The sequence below is a fragment of the Enterococcus sp. S183_ASV_20 genome (assembly GCF_018919685.1).
Classification (GTDB): domain Bacteria; phylum Bacillota; class Bacilli; order Lactobacillales; family Enterococcaceae; genus Enterococcus; species Enterococcus faecalis.
Genome location: NZ_JAHLRI010000003.1, coordinates 20,821 through 41,845 on the forward strand (window position 1 = coordinate 20,821; position 21,025 = coordinate 41,845).

General features: G+C 37.9%; 19 protein-coding genes and 1 riboswitch. Of the genes, 2 read left to right on the forward strand and 17 right to left on the reverse strand.

The window, feature by feature from the left end; genetic code table 11:
* Window position 1: 1 nt before the first annotated feature.
* The 9 genes from KQI94_RS02120 to mgtA all read right to left on the reverse strand — a co-directional run bounded on the left by KQI94_RS02120 (window position 2) and on the right by mgtA (window position 12,530).
* The gene (locus tag KQI94_RS02120) at window positions 2-2,194 is read right to left on the reverse strand and encodes a Tex family protein (protein WP_002369511.1); all 2,193 of its coding nucleotides are present in this window, start codon (window positions 2,192-2,194) and stop codon (window positions 2-4) included.
* A gap of 97 nt (window positions 2,195-2,291) precedes the next feature.
* Window positions 2,292-3,026, reverse strand: a complete 735-nt coding sequence (locus KQI94_RS02125; RefSeq protein WP_002369513.1) for a metallophosphoesterase family protein — start codon at window positions 3,024-3,026, stop codon at window positions 2,292-2,294.
* A gap of 238 nt (window positions 3,027-3,264) precedes the next feature.
* Window positions 3,265-4,434, reverse strand: coding sequence for a molecular chaperone DnaJ (gene dnaJ / locus KQI94_RS02130; RefSeq protein WP_002357822.1), 1,170 nt, complete (start codon window positions 4,432-4,434; stop codon window positions 3,265-3,267).
* Window positions 4,435-4,488: 54 nt separating this feature from the next.
* A complete protein-coding gene (locus tag KQI94_RS16690; protein ID WP_002357824.1) occupies window positions 4,489-4,611 on the reverse strand; it encodes a hypothetical protein in 123 nt (40 codons plus the stop codon).
* Window positions 4,612-4,725: 114 nt separating this feature from the next.
* Entirely contained in the window at window positions 4,726-6,555 is a 1,830-nt protein-coding gene (gene dnaK, locus KQI94_RS02135; RefSeq protein WP_002369514.1) for a molecular chaperone DnaK, read from the reverse strand.
* A 59-nt stretch (window positions 6,556-6,614) separates the two neighbouring features.
* The gene (gene grpE / locus KQI94_RS02140) at window positions 6,615-7,154 is read right to left on the reverse strand and encodes a nucleotide exchange factor GrpE (protein WP_002357827.1); all 540 of its coding nucleotides are present in this window, start codon (window positions 7,152-7,154) and stop codon (window positions 6,615-6,617) included.
* 54 nt (window positions 7,155-7,208) lie between these two features.
* Window positions 7,209-8,252 (reverse strand): heat-inducible transcriptional repressor HrcA, encoded by a 1,044-nt coding sequence (gene hrcA, locus KQI94_RS02145; protein ID WP_002357828.1) that lies wholly within the window; start codon window positions 8,250-8,252, stop codon window positions 7,209-7,211.
* A gap of 225 nt (window positions 8,253-8,477) precedes the next feature.
* Window positions 8,478-9,626 (reverse strand): radical SAM family heme chaperone HemW, encoded by a 1,149-nt coding sequence (gene hemW / locus KQI94_RS02150; RefSeq protein ID WP_002369515.1) that lies wholly within the window; start codon window positions 9,624-9,626, stop codon window positions 8,478-8,480.
* A 243-nt stretch (window positions 9,627-9,869) separates the two neighbouring features.
* Window positions 9,870-12,530, reverse strand: coding sequence for a magnesium-translocating P-type ATPase (gene mgtA, locus KQI94_RS02155; RefSeq protein WP_002369516.1), 2,661 nt, complete (start codon window positions 12,528-12,530; stop codon window positions 9,870-9,872).
* Window positions 12,531-12,642: 112 nt separating this feature from the next.
* A riboswitch (M-box (ykoK) riboswitch) is annotated at window positions 12,643-12,813 on the reverse strand.
* Window positions 12,814-13,065: 252 nt separating this feature from the next.
* Between mgtA and KQI94_RS02160 the strand changes: the two genes are divergently transcribed.
* Both KQI94_RS02160 and KQI94_RS02165 read left to right on the forward strand, forming a co-directional pair.
* Window positions 13,066-13,941: a LysR family transcriptional regulator gene (locus KQI94_RS02160; protein ID WP_002382245.1), complete on the forward strand. Its 876-nt coding sequence runs from the start codon at window positions 13,066-13,068 to the stop codon at window positions 13,939-13,941.
* 23 nt (window positions 13,942-13,964) lie between these two features.
* Window positions 13,965-14,852 carry a LysR family transcriptional regulator gene (locus KQI94_RS02165; protein ID WP_002357832.1) on the forward strand — a complete coding sequence of 296 codons (888 nt, stop codon included), beginning with the start codon at window positions 13,965-13,967 and terminating at the stop codon, window positions 14,850-14,852.
* 61 nt (window positions 14,853-14,913) lie between these two features.
* Here KQI94_RS02165 and KQI94_RS02170 read toward each other — a convergent pair whose 3' ends face one another.
* The 8 genes from KQI94_RS02170 to truB all read right to left on the reverse strand — a co-directional run bounded on the left by KQI94_RS02170 (window position 14,914) and on the right by truB (window position 20,958).
* Window positions 14,914-16,062 (reverse strand): FtsW/RodA/SpoVE family cell cycle protein, encoded by a 1,149-nt coding sequence (locus tag KQI94_RS02170; protein WP_002369517.1) that lies wholly within the window; start codon window positions 16,060-16,062, stop codon window positions 14,914-14,916.
* The gene (locus KQI94_RS02175) at window positions 16,028-17,203 is read right to left on the reverse strand and encodes an FtsW/RodA/SpoVE family cell cycle protein (RefSeq protein WP_002357834.1); all 1,176 of its coding nucleotides are present in this window, start codon (window positions 17,201-17,203) and stop codon (window positions 16,028-16,030) included. The genes KQI94_RS02170 and KQI94_RS02175 overlap by 35 nt, the downstream gene beginning before the upstream one ends.
* Before the next feature lie 158 nt (window positions 17,204-17,361).
* Window positions 17,362-17,622, reverse strand: coding sequence for a DUF2087 domain-containing protein (locus KQI94_RS02180; protein WP_002360471.1), 261 nt, complete (start codon window positions 17,620-17,622; stop codon window positions 17,362-17,364).
* Window positions 17,623-17,647: 25 nt separating this feature from the next.
* A complete protein-coding gene (locus KQI94_RS02185) occupies window positions 17,648-17,989 on the reverse strand; it encodes a DUF1048 domain-containing protein (RefSeq protein WP_002369519.1) in 342 nt (113 codons plus the stop codon).
* Between the two features lie 3 nt (window positions 17,990-17,992).
* A complete protein-coding gene (locus KQI94_RS02190; RefSeq protein WP_002357837.1) occupies window positions 17,993-18,316 on the reverse strand; it encodes a PadR family transcriptional regulator in 324 nt (107 codons plus the stop codon).
* A gap of 149 nt (window positions 18,317-18,465) precedes the next feature.
* The gene (locus KQI94_RS02195) at window positions 18,466-19,062 is read right to left on the reverse strand and encodes an N-acetyltransferase (protein ID WP_002357838.1); all 597 of its coding nucleotides are present in this window, start codon (window positions 19,060-19,062) and stop codon (window positions 18,466-18,468) included.
* Window positions 19,062-20,012, reverse strand: a complete 951-nt coding sequence (gene ribF / locus KQI94_RS02200) for a riboflavin biosynthesis protein RibF (protein WP_002363808.1) — start codon at window positions 20,010-20,012, stop codon at window positions 19,062-19,064. Before ribF ends, KQI94_RS02195 begins: the two co-directional genes overlap by 1 nt.
* A gap of 25 nt (window positions 20,013-20,037) precedes the next feature.
* Complete coding sequence (gene truB / locus KQI94_RS02205; protein WP_002357840.1) at window positions 20,038-20,958, reverse strand: tRNA pseudouridine(55) synthase TruB; 921 nt, start codon at window positions 20,956-20,958, stop codon at window positions 20,038-20,040.
* Between the last annotated feature and the right edge of the window lie 67 nt (window positions 20,959-21,025).

A 21,025-nucleotide genomic window follows, 5' to 3' on the forward strand; every position in this document is an offset into this window, starting at 1 on the left:
GTTACTCTTTTCTATCAGCACGAGGCAACATGGTTAAACTAATACGCCCCTTTTTCAAGTCAACATCTTCTACCCAAACTGTGACTACATCACCCACCGCAACAACATCCGTTGGGTGCTTAACAAATTTAGGACTTAACTTAGAAATGTGGACTAAGCCATCTTGCTTCACACCAATATCGACAAACGCGCCAAAGTCAATTACGTTTCGAACAGTCCCTTGCATTTCCATTCCTGGTTTCAAATCTTCCATCGTCAACACGTCTTTACGTAAAAGTGGCGCGGACATCTCATCGCGCATATCACGACCTGGTTGGATTAAACTAGCAATAATATCTGTGAGTGTTTCTGAACCAACTTCTAACTCAGTAGCTAATTGATTCACTGGTAACTGTTTCAATTTTTCGATAGCTTCTGCTGTCCCTAATTCTTTAGAAGCAATCTCTGCTTTTTCTAAAATTGCTTGTGCTACTGGATAACTTTCTGGGTGAATGCCAGTGTTATCTAACACATTTTTGCCATTAGGAATTCGTAAAAAGCCAATTGCTTGTTCAAATGCTTTTGGTCCTAAACGAGGTACTTTTTTGACTTGATTTCGTGCTGTGAAGACACCATTTTCATCACGATAAGTGACTAAGTTTTGCGCCGTTGTTTTATTTAAGCCAGAAATATGTTGTAAAAGTTGAGCACTCGCTGTATTCACATCAACACCAACTTGGTTTACCGCAGTTTCCACAACAAAATCCAATTGCTCGGCAAGACGTTTTTGCGATACGTCATGCTGATATTGACCAACCCCGACTGCTTTGGGATCAATTTTTACTAATTCTGCCAACGGATCTTGCAAACGACGTGCAATGCTGACCGCACTTCGTTCTTCGACTTGTAAATCAGGAAACTCTTTACGAGCCACTTCACTCGCAGAGTAAACGGAAGCCCCTGCTTCATTAACAATCACGTAAAAGACGTCCCGTTTCACCGCTTTTAATTGCTCTGCCACAAACAATTCAGATTCACGACTTGCCGTTCCGTTTCCAATAGCTACCATGTCCACTTGATAGTCTTCAATGATCTTTTTAAAGGCTGGACCAGCGGCTTCACGTTTCGCAGCAGTCGCTGGTTTATGTGGATAAATCACTTGAATTGCTAAAACTTTACCAGTTTCATCGACAACTGCTAATTTACAGCCTGTCCGATAAGCCGGGTCAAATCCTAGAACAACTTTTCCTTTAAGTGGTGACTGTAATAATAAATTACGTAAATTTTCACCGAAAATTGCAATCGCTTGTTCATCAGCTTTTTCTGTTAATTCATTGCGAATCTCCCGTTCAATCGCTGGTCCAATGAATCGTTTATAGCTATCTAAATAAGCAGCCTCAATGTATGGAGCAGCTAAACTTGTTGCTTGCTTGCCGATTAGTTGACGTTGGAAATAATCATTAATTTTTATTTCATCAGCGACAAGGGAAACCTTTAAAATGTCTTCTTTTTCACCACGATTCGTTGCTAAGACACGGTGCGGCACCATTTTGCTAACTGGTTCTGCAAAATCGTAATACATTTCATAGGTCCGCTTTTCGTCTTTTTCTTCATCCTTAACTACGCTAACGTATTGCGCATGCTTAACCATATAATCACGTAACCATGTTCGGTATTTTGGTTCATCGCTAATACGTTCTGCTAAAATTTCATGAGCACCTTGCAAGGCTATCTCGGCGGTTGCAACTTCTTTTTCTTCATTAATAAAAGTAGCCGCTTTAGCTAAGATATCCGCGTTTTCAGGTAAAGAGAGCAACCAATCTGCTAATGGTTCCAACCCTTTTTCTTTCGCGATAGTCGCTTTAGTCCGACGTTTTTGTTTATATGGTCGATATAAATCTTCCACTTGTTGCATTTTTACTGCTTTTTGAATATCTGTTTTGAGTTCTTTTGTTAGTTTTCCTTGCTCTTCAATTAAACGGAGAACTTCTTCTTTCCGCTTTTTCAAGTTTTGTAAATAATGATAACGTTCTTCTATTTCACGGATTTGGACTTCATCTAAACTTCCAGTCATTTCTTTCCGGTAACGGGCAATAAAAGGAACTGTATTTCCTTCATTTAATAAAGTTAAAACCGTTGTTATTTGTTTTGAACGATACGTTGTCAATTCTTTTTGAAGTAGCGCTACTACTTCTTCGTTATAAGCTTCTGCCATTAACTAGATACCTCTTTTCTTATGCATACTTATCTATTTTAGCATATTTTTGCTTCTAAATATAGAAGTGAGGTAACTGATTCGTGCGATTAAGGAATCAAAATTCTGGTTGCCATGCAGGGGTGCGTTTTTGATATTCGATATCTTGGACAATGCCTTTTTCATTAAAAATCACACCATGCACAGAGCCACCAAAAATAGCACCACCATCTATCCCAATTTTTCCATCACTTTGCCAAAGGTCCGTGGTCTGCATATCACCATGTAACATCGGAGTAATGGTATGACCAAAAACAATGGTCTTGCCTGTATTATTTTTCCCTTGATGAAAGGGTTCGCGAATCCACAAAAAATCCTTAGGTGCTGTTTGCCGCCAATCTTCCATCGTTAAATCAACCCCAGCATGCACAAATAAGTAATGCTGCCATTCAAAATAAAGCGGTCGTTTTGTTAAAAAATCAATTAACTCTGGATAGCGACTACGGATCATTAAGGCCATTTCTGTTGGTGAGTATTCTGCAGTAGCTCCTGGATGCAAGAGACTTTCAATTGTTTCCTTGCCACCATTGCGAACATATCCTGCAAACCAGTCCTCTGGATTTTGAAGAAACTGCAAAAAATATTCTTCATGATTGCCTCGTAAATAAACAGCGTCGTGTTGCTCGACAAGTTCTTTTCCTTTGAGAAAACAGGCTTTAGAATGCGGACCACGGTCGTTTAAATCACCAATTAAAACTAGCTGATGCTCGACTGGGTCATAGTCTGTGAGTAAGGCATCAAACAAATCTGCTTGTCCATGAATATCACTGATTACATAAACATATGGTTTCATAAATAAGCCCTCCTAACTTGCTTATATTAAGTATACGCTAAATTTTAAAATATTCTCGTAAAATGTTTGGAAATAAAAAAAGAAAATAGGACATAAGTCAAAACGACTTATGTCCCACTCTCTAAATCTTAAAATAATCAGTTGAACAAAAGCAGCACCTACAATTACTCGTTGCAATTTAGCCTTCGAGAGTGATGAACACTTGGAGCTAACTGCTTTTGTCTCTGACTCGTTTGTTTTATTTTTTCTTCTTACCGCCAAACGCATCTTTCATTTTATCAAAGAAGCCTTCTTCTTGTTGTTCAGTTACATTTTGTCCGCCAGCTTTTGCAAAAGCTCGTAGGGCATCCTTTTGTTCTTCATTAAGATTTTTTGGTGTTATTAATTTCACTTTCACGTGTTGATCACCATTGCCCCCACCACGTAAACGTGGCGCACCTTTGCCTCTTAAGCGGAAGTTTGTGCCAGTTTGTGTTCCAGCCGGAATTTTTAATTTCACGTCACCATGAACAGTTGGTACAGTTACTTCGTCCCCTAGAGCCGCTTGGACAAAACTTACTGGTAAATCATAGTAGATTTCTGCGCCATCTCGATCGAAAATATCACTATCTTCAACACGAAAGACTACATATAAATCACCATATGGTCCACCATTGGTACCCGCTTCTCCTTGGTTAGCTAAGCGCATTTGTTGGCCGTCTTCTACTCCAGCAGGCACATTTACTTTGACAGTATGTGCTTTTTTCTCATGACCTGTGCCATGACAAGTTGGACATGGTTCTTTGATTTCTTTCCCTGTGCCATGACACACATCACAAGTTTGACGACTCATCATACGACCTAATGGCGTTTGACGTTCAACATTGATTGTTCCAGAGCCATGACATTTATGACAAGTTTCTGGGTGTGTGCCTGGTTTGGCGCCATTACCGCCACAGGTTGCACAAGTATCTTCTCGATTGTACTTAATCTCTTTTTCGACACCGAAAATAGCTTCTTCAAATTTCAATTGAATTGTATATTGTAAATCGGCGCCTTGTCTTGGTGCATTTGGATCAACAGAACGGCCACCGCCGCCGCCAAAGAATGAATCGAAAATATCTTCGAATCCACCAAAACCACTACTGCTAAATCCGCCGCCACCGAAACCGCCAAAGCCACCAGCGCCGCCACCGTAATTAGGATCAGTTCCTGCATGGCCATATTGGTCATAGGCCGCTTTTTTCTGTGGATCACTTAATACTTCATACGCTTCAGAAACTTCTTTAAATTTTTCTTCCGCATCGGCTTCTTTGTTAATATCTGGATGGTACTTTTTGGAAAGTTTGCGGTATGCTTTTTTAATTTCATCATCTGAAGCACCTTTTGCTAATCCTAGCACTTCATAATAATCTCGTTTCGTCGCCATTGACTCCCCTCCAACTTTCTTCAAACTTTACAATGTGTTTAGAACCAGCCAAATTCATCGATTGCTTTCGGTCTCTCTGGTTGGATTATCTGTCACACCTTGAATCAGTGTTACTAGCTGTGAATAGGTATTTTCAGCTTGTTTAACATCGTTGTAATCATACCACAGTTCTTTCAAAACCTAAATAGTTTCTTGCTAACTTGATTGTGGTTGATTTTCTCACAAAAGACAAGGGACTGGGACATTAGTCATTGTACTAATGATCCAGTCCCTAAAATCAATTGTTATTGATTATTTGTCATCACCATTTACTTCTTCAAAATCAGCATCAACAACATCATCAGCGCCACCTTGGGCAGCTTCAGGATTTTCTTGTGCTTGTTGTTGCGCAGCTTGTTCGTAAAGTTTTACTGTTAAGTTTTGGACGATTTCATTCAATGAATCACGTTTTGCTTTCATTTGTTCGATATCGTTTGCTTCGATGGCTGCTTTTAATTCATCACGCGCATCTTCTGCTTTTTTCACTTCTTCAGCGTCTACTTTTCCTTCTAATTCTTTCAATGTTTTATCAACAGTGAATAATAAAGCATCTGCATCGTTACGTAAGTCTACTTCTTCTTTACGTTGTTTATCTGCTTCAGCGTTTGCTTCAGCATCTTTTACCATACGTTCGATTTCATCATCAGATAAACCTGAAGAAGATTTAATCGTGATTGTTTGTTCTTTTTGAGTGCCTAAGTCTTTCGCACGAACATTTACAATCCCGTTTTTATCAATGTCAAAGCTTACTTCAATTTGTGGCACACCACGAGGAGCCGCAGGAATATCTGTTAATTGGAAACGACCTAATGTTTTATTATCAGCGGCCATTGGACGTTCACCTTGTAAAACGTGAATATCAACAGCTGGTTGATTGTCAGCAGCAGTTGAGAAGACTTGTGATTTACTTGTTGGAATCGTAGTGTTACGATCAATTAATTTTGTAAATACGCCACCCATTGTTTCAATCCCTAATGACAACGGTGTTACGTCTAATAAGACAACGTCTTTAACATCACCAGTGATTACGCCACCTTGGATTGCAGCACCCATTGCTACTACTTCGTCAGGGTTAACTGATTTGTTTGGTTCTTTGTTTGTTTCTTTGCGAACAGCTTCAACTACAGCTGGAATACGTGTTGAACCACCAACTAGGATAACTTCGTCGATTTCAGAAGGATTTAAACCAGCATCTTTCAAGGCTTGACGTACTGGTACTTTTGTACGTTCAACTAAATCACTTGTTAATTCATCAAATTTTGCACGAGTTAAGTTCATTTCTAAGTGCAATGGTCCTGCTTCGCCAGCAGTAATAAATGGCAAGCTGATTTGTGTGCTTGTTACACCTGATAAGTCTTTTTTCGCTTTTTCAGCAGCATCTTTCAAACGTTGTAACGCCATTTTATCGTTAGCTAAGTCAATGCCATTTTCTTTTTTAAATTCCGCAACCATGTAGTCAATGATCTTATTATCAAAGTCATCCCCACCTAGGTTGTTATCACCGGCTGTTGATAATACATCGAAAACGCCATCGCCTAATTCAAGGATTGACACGTCGAATGTACCACCACCAAGGTCAAAGACAAGAATTTTTTCATCTTTGTCTGTTTTATCTAAACCATAAGCTAAAGCTGCTGCTGTTGGTTCGTTAACGATCCGTTCTACTTCTAAACCAGCAATTTTACCAGCATCTTTTGTTGCTTGACGTTGCGCATCGTTGAAATATGCAGGAACTGTAATAACTGCTTTTTCAACTTTTTCACCTAAATAGTCTTCAGCAAAACCTTTTAAATATTGTAAGATCATTGCAGAAACTTCTTGTGGTGTATATGATTTCCCTTCAATATCAACTTTGTAGCCAGCTTCACCCATGTGACGTTTAATAGATGAAATCGTGTTAGGATTTGTAACAGCTTGACGTTTTGCTACTTCGCCCACTTGAATTTCACCGTTTTTGAATGAAACGACCGAAGGAGTTGTGCGGTTACCTTCTGGATTTGCAATAATTTTCGCTTCGCCGCCTTCTAGTACTGCGACAGCTGAGTTTGTTGTTCCTAAGTCAATACCAATAATTTTACTCATAGTGAATATCTCCAATCTGTATTAGTTTTCTATAATAATATATTTTTAATTAACGTTTGTTATTGTGCAACAATGACCATTGATGGTCGTAACACACGATCTTGTAATTTGTACCCTTTTTGTAGAACTTCAACAATGGTATCTGCTGGGGTTTCTTCAGAAGCAGGGACTGTTTGAACGGCTTGATGTAAATTTGGATCAAAGGTTTCACCCATTGCTGGGATTTCTTCAATTCCTTCTTCTTTTAAAGCCACAGTAATACTTTCTAGCACCATCGAAATACCTTTTTTCAAGCTTTCGCCTTGTTCATCTGATACTTCAATAGCCATTGCTCGTTCTAAATTATCAATAGATGGTAAAATCTTTTTACCTAAATCTTGTGAGCGGTAACGAACTAATAATTCTCGTTCGTTTTTATTTCGATTGCTCATATTAGCAATTTCGGCTCTTGCCCGCAAGAACTTGTCTTCCATTTCGGAAAGCTCTGCTTTAAGATTTTCAATCTCTGTTGCTTCAACTTCTACTTCAGAAACGCCAGCAGCATCAACAGCTTCCATTTCTTCTTGTAATTCTTCTTGCTTCTCTTCTTTTTTACTCACTTCAGCAACTTCCTTTCTCTTTATGCATCTACTTCTTATCCTAACAAGGTTTGCTTAATTACCTAAAAAACGGTAATAGTCACCTAGTTGTGAAGCTAGCTCATGTCGAAACGTGTCTACCAAACCGAATATTTTTGAATACGGCATACTGGTTGGTCCTAGCAGGGCAATTGTTCCTTTGCCATGTCCTGATACTTCATACGTAGCAGTGATCATGCTCATATCTTCTAAGAGATTGTTGCCAATTTCTGAGCCGATACGAAAAACAATTGGATTTTCTGTTGTTGCAGAACCATTTAATAAATGCGTCAGCTCATCAGAATTTTGCATAAAGGAATAGACAGATTTCAATTGTTCAATATCTTGTTTGATGCCAAAATCTAACAAATTCATGCGACCACCGACAAAGACTTTTTCTTCAAAGGCATGTCCTAACATCTCATCGAATAAGTTCATCATTCCTTCTGGCGTTTGGAAATAGCGATGTAAAATCATCGGAATCTCCGTCCGCAAACGATGATAAACGGTCAACAAAGGTTGTCCAACCAACTTATCATTGATGATTTGTGTCATTTTTTCAAGATCTTGGCTAGAAACAGCGGCAGGAATGGCAAATACTTGGTTTTCAACATTGCCTTTATCTGTCACTATAATAGCAAGGACTTGCCGATCATTCAAAGGAACCATTCGAAAGCCGGTTAATTTCCGTTCTTTCACTTCAGGTCCTAATGAAAAAGCAGTATAACTTGTCAATTCTGATAGAATTTCAGCTGATTGTCGAATAATATCATTAATCTCATGAAATTCTTTTCCAAAAGATTGACGGATTCTTCTAAGTTCGTTCTCTTCTACTTGTGTTGGTTGTAAAAGATGATCCACGTAGTAACGATAACCAGCCATTGAGGGGATTCGCCCTGAAGAAGAATGGGTCTTAGCTAATAAGCCGTATTCCTCTAATGCTTTCATATCATTACGAATTGTGGCAGAACTAGAGGCAATGCCATCCTCCATCAATTTCTTAGAACCGACAGGTAAGCCCGTGTTCGTGTAATTTTGGATGATAAGTCTCAAGATATTTTGTTGTCTTTCTGTAATCATCGTTATTACCACCCTTCATTAGCACTCTTAACATCTAAGTGCTAACTACATATACTAATATAACAAGTCCTTACCTTTTTGTCAAGGGAAATACGCAACTTTTTAGCACTCTTAACGCAAGAGTGCTAATCGCTGCAAACCACCTTCAAAAACCATCAATACCAACTTTTGTAATAAAAAAATCATCGAAATGCTTTGTCACACTTCGATGATTTTTTTATTTTTTTACTCTTTTTCACTTAACAAAAATGCTTCAAAAACATTATTCCCCACAAATAGTCCTTTTTTCGTTAAACGTAAGATATCTGCTTCTTCAATTAATAATTCTTCTTTGATTAAGCGTTGAATGACCTCTCCATAAATTGCTTCAATTGGTTCATGAAATTTTTGTTGGAATTTTTGTTTAGAAATGCCTACTTTTTTACGTAAGCCTAAAAATAGCTCTTCTTCTATTTGATTTAGACGAGTTAATTCTTCGGTCTCCACAATTGGCAAGTGATTTTCTCGCAAGGGTTTCAAATAATGTTGGATTGGGCCATGATTTTTGTAACGAGTTTGCCCAAGATAGCCGCTGGCACCTGCGCCAAATCCATAGTAGTGGTCATTATTCCAATAAGCTAGATTATGCTGGCTTTCTTTTCCTGTTAAAGCAAAATTACTGACTTCATATTGGTGACGTCCTTTTTTCTCCATTGCTTCAATCGTTTCGTCAAACATTTGTGCTTCGATTTCTTCTTCAGGCAGCTGTAACCGGCCTTGACGAACCCAGTTCATGAACATTGTTTTATTTTCAAGAATTAATGAATAAAGCGAATAGTGTGGCAAGTCCAATGCTAAGGCTCTTGTCAAAGTATCGCGAAAACTTTCCAATGTTTGTCCAGGTAAAGCATAGATTAAGTCAATACTGACATTGGTAAAATTTTCTTTTTCTAAAAATTTCATTGTTTCATAAACATCTGCGGCGGTGTGTTTGCGACCGATTTTTTTGAGCAAGCGATCATCAAATGTCTGAACGCCCATCGAAAGACGATTGACGCCATAGTTTTTCATGACTTGTAATTTTTCTTGGGTTAAATCACCAGGGTTTGCTTCCACCGTAAATTCATTTCGGTCATCAAACGTTAGCTGTTCGCGAACCCCTTTTAGTAGCACATCTAACTGTTTCGCTGATAATGAAGTTGGCGTGCCTCCGCCAATATAGATGGTTTTCATTTCTTGTTCTGGATACAATGCTTGCGTAAGTTGAATTTCTTTTAATAAACTCTGAATATATTCATCAACTGGTTGTCCTTCTAAAAAGACCTTGTTAAAATCGCAATAATAACAAATATGCTCACAAAATGGAATATGAATATAGGCCGACCGATCGAACATCGGCGTTGAAGTTGAAAGTTGGTTTGTTTTGGTCATTAGCTCGTTTTATCTCCTTATTACCAAAAAGCTCGTTCTTTTTGGAAAGTCTCTACTAGCCATACTAACTGTAAATGACAAATAAATCCATAAAAAAATTCGCGCAGCCACTTAAAACAACAATGAGGAGCTGTCATAAAAACCGACACCTCCTCAACCTTGAAAGAAAAGTAAAAAAATTTTTCTATATATAATAGTACAAATCAGTTACAGTAATTGACCGTAACGTTTGACGTATAAAACTTTAATGAACGCAACCAGTGCTAAATAAGCAACAATTGTCGGGATTAAATACAAGAAATAGCTTGGTGATAAACCGACAAATCCTAGTTCTGCACCGAAAGCGGTAAAGGGTAAAACAGTTCCGAGAGCAATCCCTGCTGTAGTGACTAACGTCATAATTCCAGAAGCACTACTTTGAAGGAAAGGCATTTTTTCTGTTCGTAGGAAATGCAAGACGAGCATTTGGGACCATAAGGACTCAATGAACCACCCTGCATGGAAAATACCGATAAAGAGCAATTTATCTGCTCCATTTAATTCAAAGAATGAGCCACCTAGGATAGCCGGACACACAATGAAATACATAAATAAATAGGTAACAATATCAAAAATAGAACTCGTTGGGCCAAACCAACGCATAAAATTACCAATTGATTTTGGTTCCCATTTTTTTGGTTTTTCTACGTATTCTTCATCTACTTTGTCCCAAGGAACTGACATACACGAAGTATCGTAAATTAGATTTAATAATAGCGATTGAATCGGAGCAATCGGTAAAAATGGTAAAAAGATACTTGCTGGGATCACGGAAAAAACATTGCCAAAATTAGAACTTGCTGTTAATTTGACGTACTTCATCGTGTTCGTAAACACGCGCCGTCCAGATAAAATTCCTTTTTCCAAAACCATTAAATCTTTTCTCAATAAAATTACATCCGCCGATTCTTTCGCCACATCGACAGCTGTATCAACAGAGATTCCTACATCAGCAGCACGCATTGCTCCAGCATCATTTATTCCATCACCTAAAAAACCAACAGTTTGACCATTTTCAGTTAACGCATTTACAATACGAACTTTTTGGTCAGGCGTAATTTTGGCGAAAATATTATACGCTTGAACGGTTTTTCTTAATTCTTCTTGGTTTAATTGTTGAAGTTCATTTCCTGTAATAATTTTTTCGCCAGCCAGACCAACTTCTTTACAAACAGAATGCGTCACATACTGATTGTCCCCCGTTAATACTTTCACAGCTACATTATGTTGATGCAAGGCTTGAATAGCTGCCGCTGCTGTTTCTTTTGGCGGATCCAAGAAGGCAAGATAGCCTTGTAAAATCAACTCTGATTCATCTTTAGTTGTATACTCCCATTCAGCCGCTTCGACTTTTTTATCGGCAATTGCTAGAACGCGCAAACCATCTCGATTTAAAGCTTCAACGTCTTTGGTAATTTTTTGACGCAGCGTCTCTGTTAAGGGCACAATTTCGCCATCTAAAAGTACCTGTGTGCAGACCAAGAGCATTTCTTCAACCGCACCTTTGGTAATTAAGCGTGTTTCTCGCGTTTTAAACTCTTTGATAATCACACTCATTCGACGTCGATTGAAATCGAAAGGAATTTCATCTACTTTATAAAAATCATCTGATTGTATATCACTTTCTTGTGTCGCCGCTTGAATAACGGCGTTATCCATTAAATTACGCAAACCTGTTTGAAAATAACTGTTTAGAAATGCTAAATCCAAGACTTTTTGATCTTCTTGGCACCCAATATTATAGTGGTATTCTAAAATTACTTTATCTTGTGTTAAGGTACCTGTTTTATCCGTACAAAGTATATCCATCCCGCCAAAATTTTGAATGGCATTGACATTTTTCATAATCGTGCCTTCTTTAGCCATTTCTCGAGAACCTTTGACTAAATTGGTTGTTACAATCATAGGTAACATTTCTGGTGTCAAGCCGACAGCTGTGGCAATCGCGAACATTAATGCTTCCACCCAATCGCCTTTTGTTAACCCATTAATTAGAAAAACAGTCGGCGTAATGACCAACATAAAGCGAATCAGCACCCACGTTGTTTTATTAATTCCTGTTTCAAAACTCGTCTGCTGCTGCTCTTCTCCGTTATCAGAAGCCATCCGTCCGAATAAAGTTTGATTACCAACTTTAATGACAATGCCTAAACCAGTGCCACTAATGACATTTGTTCCTAAAAACAAAAGATTGTCGTATTCTGTATCAATTTGATCACTATCTTTTTGATGAGTCGCGTGTTTTTCAATGGGAAAACTCTCTCCAGTCAAGGATGATTGGGAAACAAATAAGTCCTTAGATTGGATTAAACGTAAATCGGCTGGAATCATATCGCCAGCGGATAGTTGGACTAAGTCGCCACACACAACTTCCTCAATAGGAATTTCCATTTGCTTCTTGTCACGAATGACTGTCGCTGTAACTTTAATCATATTTTGTAATTTTTCAACTGCATTGCTTGATTTGACTGATTGAACAAAACTCATCGTGCCGCTTAAGATGACCATCGCTAACATAATTAACACGCCAGTCACATCTTTTTCCTCTGGCGCAGCATAGACATATTCTGTAAAAAATGAAATCGTGGCTAGTGCTAGTAACACCAAAGTAAACGGCGTGATATACGATTTTATAAAAAGTCGCAGCCGTGAAGCTTTTTTTTCATTCATAATTTTATTGCGGCCATAACGTTCTTGTAATTCTTCAATATCTTGGTGTTTAATGCCATCCCAAGTTGAGCCGAAACGTTGTAAAACTTTTTCTACTTCTGAGTGGGCAAACTTTTTGTAACTATAGTCATGGCCCAAGTGACGCATTTTCTTTTCCATTTTCTTTCACCTCATTTATCTGTTGTTGACTTGAATTGACGATCGGTTCATCTTCCATTTTCCTCACCCTTTCCACAAAAAAGACACGCTGAAAACTCAACGTGTCAAAGAATAATCGTTCTTATCGTTGAGCTTTAGCACTATACAACGTAAAAAGCGATTGCTTTTAGCTACCTTAAGAAAAGCCTTCATTCGACAGTTCCTGTTCTACCCATTGGCGTCTCTCGACATTTTTGGGCAGTAGCCTATGTTTGTATAGGAGCCTCACCTAACAAATCTTATTTAATTACAACAGCAAGTATAATTCTTCCTTGAAAAAATAACGATATAGAAAAAGTTTTTAGCAGATAACTTTTTGTCCATTCAGTAACAAAAAGAAAAATAATCCGCTTATTTACTATGGTTTTCTGGTATGATTCGTATTTATTCATAGAATCATAACTGGTTAAATTAATCTAAAGACCGTCAGATAGCCTTGTCGAGAAGCTTTTCTTCTGCTATTTTTTGTATAGTTAAAGAAACGGCGGTGAGGAAAATGAAATTACAACAACTAGAATATTTTATGGCAGTTTCAAAGTATGCGAGTTTTACTTTAGCTTCTCAAAAGCTCCATACGAGTCAACCTTATTTAAGTACCCAGCTCAAGGAGTTGGAACGTGAATTAGGTGCTTCATTAATTTTAAGAGACAAGAAACATTGTCGGCTTTCTCCAGCAGGCGAAGTCGTCGCCAAGCGAACAGAGATGATTTTTGCACTCATTAAGGAAGCGCAAGAAGAGATTAATGAATTAGTGACCCAAGGATCGACAACGACCATTCGGATTGGAACAAACTTAATTGATATAGATAAAGCATTTGGAGAAGTCTTGTTGTTATTTAATCAATCCTATCCGTATGTAAGTATTGATTTTAAGTATTATTACGATCTTGAAACAGCCTTGGAAACAGATTTAATTGACATTGGGATTGGGATATTTTTGGATACCTCGATTCCATTAGAGAAAGAATTAATTTATACAGAAAGCTATCTCCTTTGTGTCAATAAAAATCATCCTTTAGCCCATGCCGATAGCGTAACGATTGACGAAATTCGTTCTTTACCTTTTGCTGCATATTCCGATCAAGTATATGAAAAAAAAGTGTTTAAACGTTGGGAACGTAAAATCAATTGGGAAAATCGGCAAATCGTCATCGAACTCCCTTCTCTTCATTTAGTCTTAGACATGGTCCAACGAGAAAAAGCCTGTAGCATCCTTCCCTATTCACTCACTGATGAACTAAACAGACGTAACTTAGTTGGTATTCCTCTGGAAGATAGTCCAGAACGAGCCATCTATTTAGTTCAGAATAATCATCACGGACATTGTGAAGCACACCGTTATTTGTTCGAACAATTACGTTATTTATTCTAGGAATAGAAAAAGGAGGAATTCCCATGGAACTATTTCGTTTACATTATTTTTTAGAGTTATGCAAAGTGAAACAATTTACTAAAGCAGCCGAAAATTTAGCAATTTCTCAAGCTGCCCTAAGTAAGCAAATAAAAATTCTTGAAGCAACGTTAGGCGCTGAACTTTTTAATCGCCAAGGCCAAACTACCACCTTAACACCGGCTGGATTAATTTTAGAAAAATATTGTTGGCGCATCACCAATGAGTTGGTCTCAATTGAAGAAGAGCTAAAAGAAATTAATCATTCTTCCAACCATATTTATGTAGCCACTTATCTCTGTGATTTAGAATATAAATTGAATGACTTACTAATGACAACATTAACGGATCGTTCATCCAACTTACAAGTCCATACTATTATTACAGAAAATATTCTTCAATCCTTGGAAACAATGGATGCAGATTTTGGTATTTCCTTTGCTGACTTACCATTACCTGAACATATTGGTAAAATTGATTTATTTACAGCAAATTATCAATTCATTTTAAGAAACGATCATCCAGCTTTGGCAAAAGCCACGACGGAAGAAATTTTAAAAGAACTAACAATGTACCCCTTCGTCCGTTTAAATACCGAATTTTCCGAGCAAAACAAATTAACCAATTGGCTAGATACTACGTTTTCTAATTTTTCTCCAGAGAAAGTCATTCAAGTGGATACTCTTTCACTTATTACTCACTTGGTGTCTCATTCCGATAGTTTCGCTATTGTCCCCGAATACACAAATATTCAACTTTTAGACAATTCGATTCATACACTGACTTACCAAGAACTACCTAAACGAAACATGGCAGTTTATTATTTAAAAGAACGTTACATGAGTCGACAACTTCAACAACTTTTGGCTGAATGCCAAAAACAATTTCAATAGTAAAAACCAAGACTAGAGCTTGTCGGCAAGCGAGTTCCAGTCTTGGTTTTTATTTGTGTTTTCAGGTAGCGGCTTCTCTTCCTTTAACAAATCCTAAAGAAGTGATAGCCATCACTAACGAAGTGCCTCCTTGACTTAAAAACGGAAGAGGAATGCCTTTTAACGGCAACAGTCCAATCACCGCACCGATATTCTCCACCGTTTGAAAGACCAGCGAAAAAATAAGGGCGACACAGATGTACATACAGAAACGCGAATTACTCCGCAAGCCAGCTACTAAAACTTGATAAAACAAGTAAAAATAGAGAAAAACAACAGTGGCACTGCCCACAAAGCCCCAGGCTTCCCCGATAAAAGTAAAAACCATATCAGACTCACGAACAGGAACATACACCTCAATCCCATGCACACCCTTGCCAAATAAACCACCCGAACCAATTGCCAATAAGCCTTGTACTTGTTGATAGGAGATTTTATCGACATAATCATAGGGATGAATCCATGCTAAAATTCGATCCAATTGATATTGTTTAAAATGTAAAAAGAAGAGTACTTTGTGCCCCCACTCTGTAAAGACTAACAGAATCAAGATCACGCCTAACGTTGCTAAAGCACTGAAAATAATAATTAAAATTTTGCGATCAATTCCCGAAATAACTAAAAGAGATAGAATAATCGTTACGAAAACAAGGGATGTCCCAAAATCTTTTTGTACCGCCATCAAGAAAAAAACAGGGACACTAACCGCAACGATTTTTTTTAGAAGTTGCTTGTCTGAACGCCATTTATCGGACCAGTCTTGTTGCTCATGTTGGACAATAATTTTTGCCAACATTAAAATAAACGCAATTTTCGCAATTTCTGATGGCTGAAATTTAATAAACCCTAAATCTAACCAGCGCTTTGTGCCCGTCAATAAATACATTCCTTTGTCATAGGAAAAATACAAAGCGCTCATCAAGATTAATGAAAATCCATAGAAAAAAGGAGCTACTTTCCAAATAAATTTCTGTGACAGCCGACTAGCTAAAAACATGCCTGCATAGCCAACAAAAATAAAGAAGAGTTGTTTTAATGCTGGCACAGTTCCGTCTTTTCCTTCATTAACGGCAATCCAATATTGCACACCAGAAGATAAAAGTGTGAGTAAAAAAATGGGCAATAATAAATCATAATTAAGATGTAAGTTGAATTTTTTTGTATTGACCATTTAACTGCCGCCTTTCGTTTGCAATAATTTTAATGACGATTCCTAATGCCACTGAAAAGATTAAATAACTTGTCCCACCGTAACTAACAAACGGTAAAGGAATTCCCGTCATTGGAATCAACCCCAAAACGCCACCAATGTTAATCGCCGTTTGAGCTAAAATCAAGGTCCCGACCCCTAACAAAAACAAGCCGTAACAATGATTTTTTATTACACAACTACTCCGCAAAATCGAGGCCGCTAAAAATAACAAAAGAAATAGCAATAGTAAGCCGCCAATCAAACCAAGTTCTTCCACAATCACCGCAAAGATAAAATCGGTTTGACCTTCTGGCAAGCCACCTTTTTTTACCATACCATTGGCTAATCCAGTGCCCCAAAAACCACCGTTATACATTGCTAAATAGGCCATTGAAGGCTGAAATCCGCGATCATGAAAGGATAAAAACGGATTTTTCAAAACAACTAAGCGGTCATACACATGCGCAAAAAAATGTGGTAAGTAGCGGTGATCGCCTAGAAAAATAATTATTTTAGAAAGAAGCGCCGCGCTAGCAACGACAATCCCCGCAGCAATTACACTAAATTTTGCATGAATACTTGCTGAGAAAATCAAGACACTGCCAATAACTAAAATGAGAATAGCCCCGCCAACTTTGGGTTGAATTAAAACTAAAAATGCAACGACCAAAACAAACAGCCATTGTTTCCTTAACTGCTTCGTTGTCAAGCCATTTTCTTTTTCACCTAAATAACAGCTCAAGTAATAAATAATCGCAAAATTACAAAGTTCTGATGGCTGAAATTGGATTCCAAAGAGAGAAATCCAACGTTGTGCGCCATTCGCTGCTACACCAAAAAAAGGTAGTCGAACCATTAACAGTAATAGTACCGAAACTAAAAGCAGTCCAATCGCAATTTTTTTATTAAATAACACTTCTAGTCGAACTTTGTAAATCACGAACATTAGCACCCAGCTGAGACACATAATAATGCCTTGTTTAATAAACACAGCAGTGGGCTTCACGCCTTGCATCAACAAGTCATAGCTACTGGCGCTATAAATCATTAATGCACCAATAATACTTAATATAATAAAGGTCAAAAGAATTTTTGTTAGACCTAAAGTACGTAGATTCATTCTCTCACCTCTATCTTTTTCTAATTAAATCAATCTTACCAGTCTGAGTTAGAAAACAAATAGAGAGTTTTTTATAGAACTATTACTAAGCTTACATAACAAAAAGTAGCTAGACTTGGTTCATTTCACCTAGTTTCGCTACTTTTAAAAAAAGCCATTTATATAATTTTTGTGTGTTGCTCACATTTCTGATAAATTTTTCCAAACTTATCTCTTTCTAAATACTGATAATCTACTAAATACCGTCTCAAAAGTGCATAATCTTCATAGATTTCTCTAAGTCGCTGATTGACTTCTTTTTCCGTATATTCTTTCCCAAATTCAAATTGGTTGGCCACACGTTGAAACACTTGGACTTTTTTCGCATTTTTCTTGGGAATAACCAGCAACTTTCCTTCTTTAAAAAAATTTTCAACCATGTTTATTCTCCTTTTTTTGTTTTGACTATTGTTTAGAAAATTGATGATTCAGTTTTTCTTTCTGTTTATCAGTCCATTTGCCAGCGACTTCATTGACAATTGTTTCAGCAAAATCACCTACTTTTTCTCCCGTAATATTTTTGATAGGTGTTCCGTTAGCAGCTCCTTCTTCAAACAAATCAAGTAAATCAGTCAACGCATTGAACATATTGGCTCCGCTATGATCTGAAAAATGCCATGCATATTTTTCAATTTCTTGAAATACTTGTCGATACTCTGCTCGTAATGCTGCAATCCGTCGTTTATATTCTTTGTACTCTTTTTTATCCCCAATAACTTTTTTGATCAACGCTTTAAAATCTGACATGCTCTATCCCTCCATTTTTTTCATCTTGTTTACTTGTTTTGAAAGCAACGTCCAACGCTGCCAAAAATCAGCGAGTTCTGCTTCTCCTGATGAGGTTAAGCGATAGAACTTCCGCATTGGTCCTTTTTCTGAAGGCTTTTTTTCAGCTATAACCCATTGATTTTTTTCTAAACGCAGTAAAATCGTATAAACGGTTCCTTCAACAATTTCAGTAAACCCTTGGTCATTTAAAATTTTTGTAATTTCATAACCATATGTTTCTTTCCTTTGGATGATGGCTAAAACTAAACCTTCTAAAATGCCTTTTAGCAACTCTGTCTGCTTCACTGCTTTTCCTCCCTAAACTACTCTTTAGTACTATGTACCACTACATGATAATACTGAGTACCGGTTCTGTCAACTACTTTGTAATAAAAAGTAGTAAAGACGCGACAACCACCAGTACTTAACTAGTAGTTGTCGCGTCTTATTATTCTTTATTCATTTATTCCGAGTTCTGCTTCAAAGGCTTCTAATTCTGCAGGGTGTGTTTCTGGATAAGCAAAGCATGTTGAAAAATGCCACTCCCCACCACTTGTGCCAAAATAACCTGGCAGTAATTCCAAAGCCAATAATGCTTCTGATGTTTCTTTTTCCGGTAACGTAATCTGAAAAGTAGTCGCTGGAACAAAACCGAACTTCGTATAGTAAGTTGGATGGCCCAGGATAATCAATCCGCCGACGCCTAATTCTTTGGCCTTCTGCACAGAATGCTTAATTAACGCTGAGCCTACGCCCGTGTTCTGTGCTTCTGGATGGACACTTAGCGGCCCAACGGTCAAAACAGCCTTCTCTGTATGATCAGGTAATCGTAGTTTGGCTTTTGAAGACATAATATGACCCGTTAATTTTCCTTGATCAGTTTCTGAAACTAAGGACAACTCCGGAATAAAGTCGGCACTTTCTCTTAATAAATGCACGATAAAATGCTCTGTGGGACGCCAGTTTTCGGTCAAGTTTAATTCCTTGAACGCTTGATACGTTAAACGTTCTACAGCTTGATACTCTGCAGGTTTTTCTTGACGAATCTTCATTATTTATCCTCAGATTGTTGGAAATAGTCAGCCGTATCTCGTTCATCTTGTTTTAATTGGTCGATCAAGGCTTCAGCCCCATTGAATTTCACTTGGTCACGTAAATAATGATTCCAACGAACCACCACTTGCTCACCATAGATGTCTTGATGGAAGTCCAAAATATAGACTTCCACGGTTAAATCGCGTCCTTCTCCAAAGGTGTCATTATGACCAATTGAGCCCATGCCGACATACCATTTGCCACCAACTTCGATTTGCACAGCATAGACGCCAATTCTTGGTAAGCGCACAGTGCTTTTCACTTTGACATTAGCGGTCGGGAAACCCAATAAACGGCCACGAGCATCGCCATGGACAACTGTTCCTTCTGTTTCATAAATATATCCTAACAACTCCGTGACCTCCTCCATTTCGCCGGCTTCCATTTTTTCGCGAATTCTTGTTGAGCTAATTTTGGCACCAGTCATTTCTTCTTTTGGTACTGTCACCACTTCAAAACGGCCTTGCGCATAAGTTGGTAACTGTTTGACTCCAGCGATTTCTTTAGGACCATACGTATAATCAAACCCAGAGACTGCTACTGCACTATTTAAATTAACGATATACTGATCGACAAAATCTTGCGGTTTTAATTGAGCAAACGCTGAAGTAAATTCGACAATATATAAAATATCAACGCCCAAGTTGGCCATTAGGCGTTCTTTTTGTTCCAAGCTAGTTAAATATTTCATATTTTCTGGTAAAACTTTTTGAAAAACGATTGATGGGTGTTGGTTGAAGGTCATCACAGCTAACTTCAAGCCTTTTTCCTCAGCAATCTTTTTACCTGTTTCAATTACTTTTTGGTGGCCTTTGTGAACACCGTCAAAGAAGCCTAGGACCATCACGACTTCTTCATTAGGAATTTGATTGGGTTCATAGGGATGATGTAGTTGAATAACTTGCATGTGCAAAAACTTCCTTCTTTTTTATTTAATTGTTCCGTAGAACTTTACTTGGTTTCAATAATTTATCATGCGTTGGGTGTGGCATGTATAAACTAACCACTTGATTTTGGTAAAATAAGGCAACTAAGGATTCTGGCATTGCCTTTATTCCTAATTCTTTTTTGTGCAAACGCATGCCATTTTTTACTTTTTGATACAATTCATCTGATAAATCAATTCGTGGGAATTGTTCTACTGCTGTCTCAATGGGCAACAGGCATTGATCGATTGTTTCAGCAGCCATTTGTTTGGCTACTTCTTCTAACGTTAAGCATTGCGCAGCTTGCAAACCGCCACTTGCCGTTCTCGTTAAATCCGACATATGGGCAGGATAGCCTAATTTTTTGCCAGTATCCACGGATAGTGTCCGCACATAGGTTCCTTTGCCACAGACCACTTTAAACCGCCAACTTTGTGTTTGAGCAGATTCATTAAAAATTGGTTCACTAGTGCGTTCAAATGAATAAATCATTGCTTTTCGTTGGGGCCGTTCAACTTCTTCCCCGTTCCGCGCATATTCATATAAACGTTTACCATTGACTTTCACCGCAGAAAACATCGGTGGGATTTGTGTGATTTCACCTGTCATTTCGGCCATTGCTTGATCAATTTGTTCAGTTGACAGAGGTGTTGTAACTGGTTTTTTTTCAACAATTTCACCACTAACATCTTCGGTTGTCGTAGCAAATCCAAGTGTAATTTCACCTTCATAGGTTTTGCCAGAATCTACCATGTATTCGATCACTTTCGTTCCTTTGCCAACGCAGATGGGTAAGACCCCTTCGACATCTGGATCTAACGTACCACCATGACCAATTTTTTTGGTATGTAAAATTTTTCTCAATTTAAATACGCAGTCATGACTTGTCATGCCACGTTCCTTCCATAACGGTAAAATGCCGTCCATTATAGTTCCTCCAGTTCCGATAATACTAACTTTGTCATTATAGCATAAAAGTACCTAGCTTCGCAGT

Coding starts and splice junctions, on each gene's coding strand:
- KQI94_RS02160 (WP_002382245.1), top strand. CDS start 13,066: ATGAAATTACAACAACTAGAATATTTTATGGCAGTTTCAAAGTATGCG.
- KQI94_RS02165 (WP_002357832.1), top strand. CDS start 13,965: ATGGAACTATTTCGTTTACATTATTTTTTAGAGTTATGCAAAGTGAAA.
- hemW (WP_002369515.1), bottom strand. CDS start 9,626: ATGTTCGATCGGTCGGCCTATATTCATATTCCATTTTGTGAGCATATT.
- KQI94_RS02195 (WP_002357838.1), bottom strand. CDS start 19,062: ATGAAGATTCGTCAAGAAAAACCTGCAGAGTATCAAGCTGTAGAACGT.
- hrcA (WP_002357828.1), bottom strand. CDS start 8,252: ATGATTACAGAAAGACAACAAAATATCTTGAGACTTATCATCCAAAAT.
- dnaK (WP_002369514.1), bottom strand. CDS start 6,555: ATGAGTAAAATTATTGGTATTGACTTAGGAACAACAAACTCAGCTGTC.
- KQI94_RS02120 (WP_002369511.1), bottom strand. CDS start 2,194: ATGGCAGAAGCTTATAACGAAGAAGTAGTAGCGCTACTTCAAAAAGAA.
- truB (WP_002357840.1), bottom strand. CDS start 20,958: ATGGACGGCATTTTACCGTTATGGAAGGAACGTGGCATGACAAGTCAT.
- mgtA (WP_002369516.1), bottom strand. CDS start 12,530: ATGGAAAAGAAAATGCGTCACTTGGGCCATGACTATAGTTACAAAAAG.
- ribF (WP_002363808.1), bottom strand. CDS start 20,012: ATGCAAGTTATTCAACTACATCATCCCTATGAACCCAATCAAATTCCT.
- dnaJ (WP_002357822.1), bottom strand. CDS start 4,434: ATGGCGACGAAACGAGATTATTATGAAGTGCTAGGATTAGCAAAAGGT.
- KQI94_RS02170 (WP_002369517.1), bottom strand. CDS start 16,062: ATGGTCAATACAAAAAAATTCAACTTACATCTTAATTATGATTTATTA.
- KQI94_RS02180 (WP_002360471.1), bottom strand. CDS start 17,622: ATGGTTGAAAATTTTTTTAAAGAAGGAAAGTTGCTGGTTATTCCCAAG.
- KQI94_RS02175 (WP_002357834.1), bottom strand. CDS start 17,203: ATGAATCTACGTACTTTAGGTCTAACAAAAATTCTTTTGACCTTTATT.
- KQI94_RS02125 (WP_002369513.1), bottom strand. CDS start 3,026: ATGAAACCATATGTTTATGTAATCAGTGATATTCATGGACAAGCAGAT.
- KQI94_RS02185 (WP_002369519.1), bottom strand. CDS start 17,989: ATGTCAGATTTTAAAGCGTTGATCAAAAAAGTTATTGGGGATAAAAAA.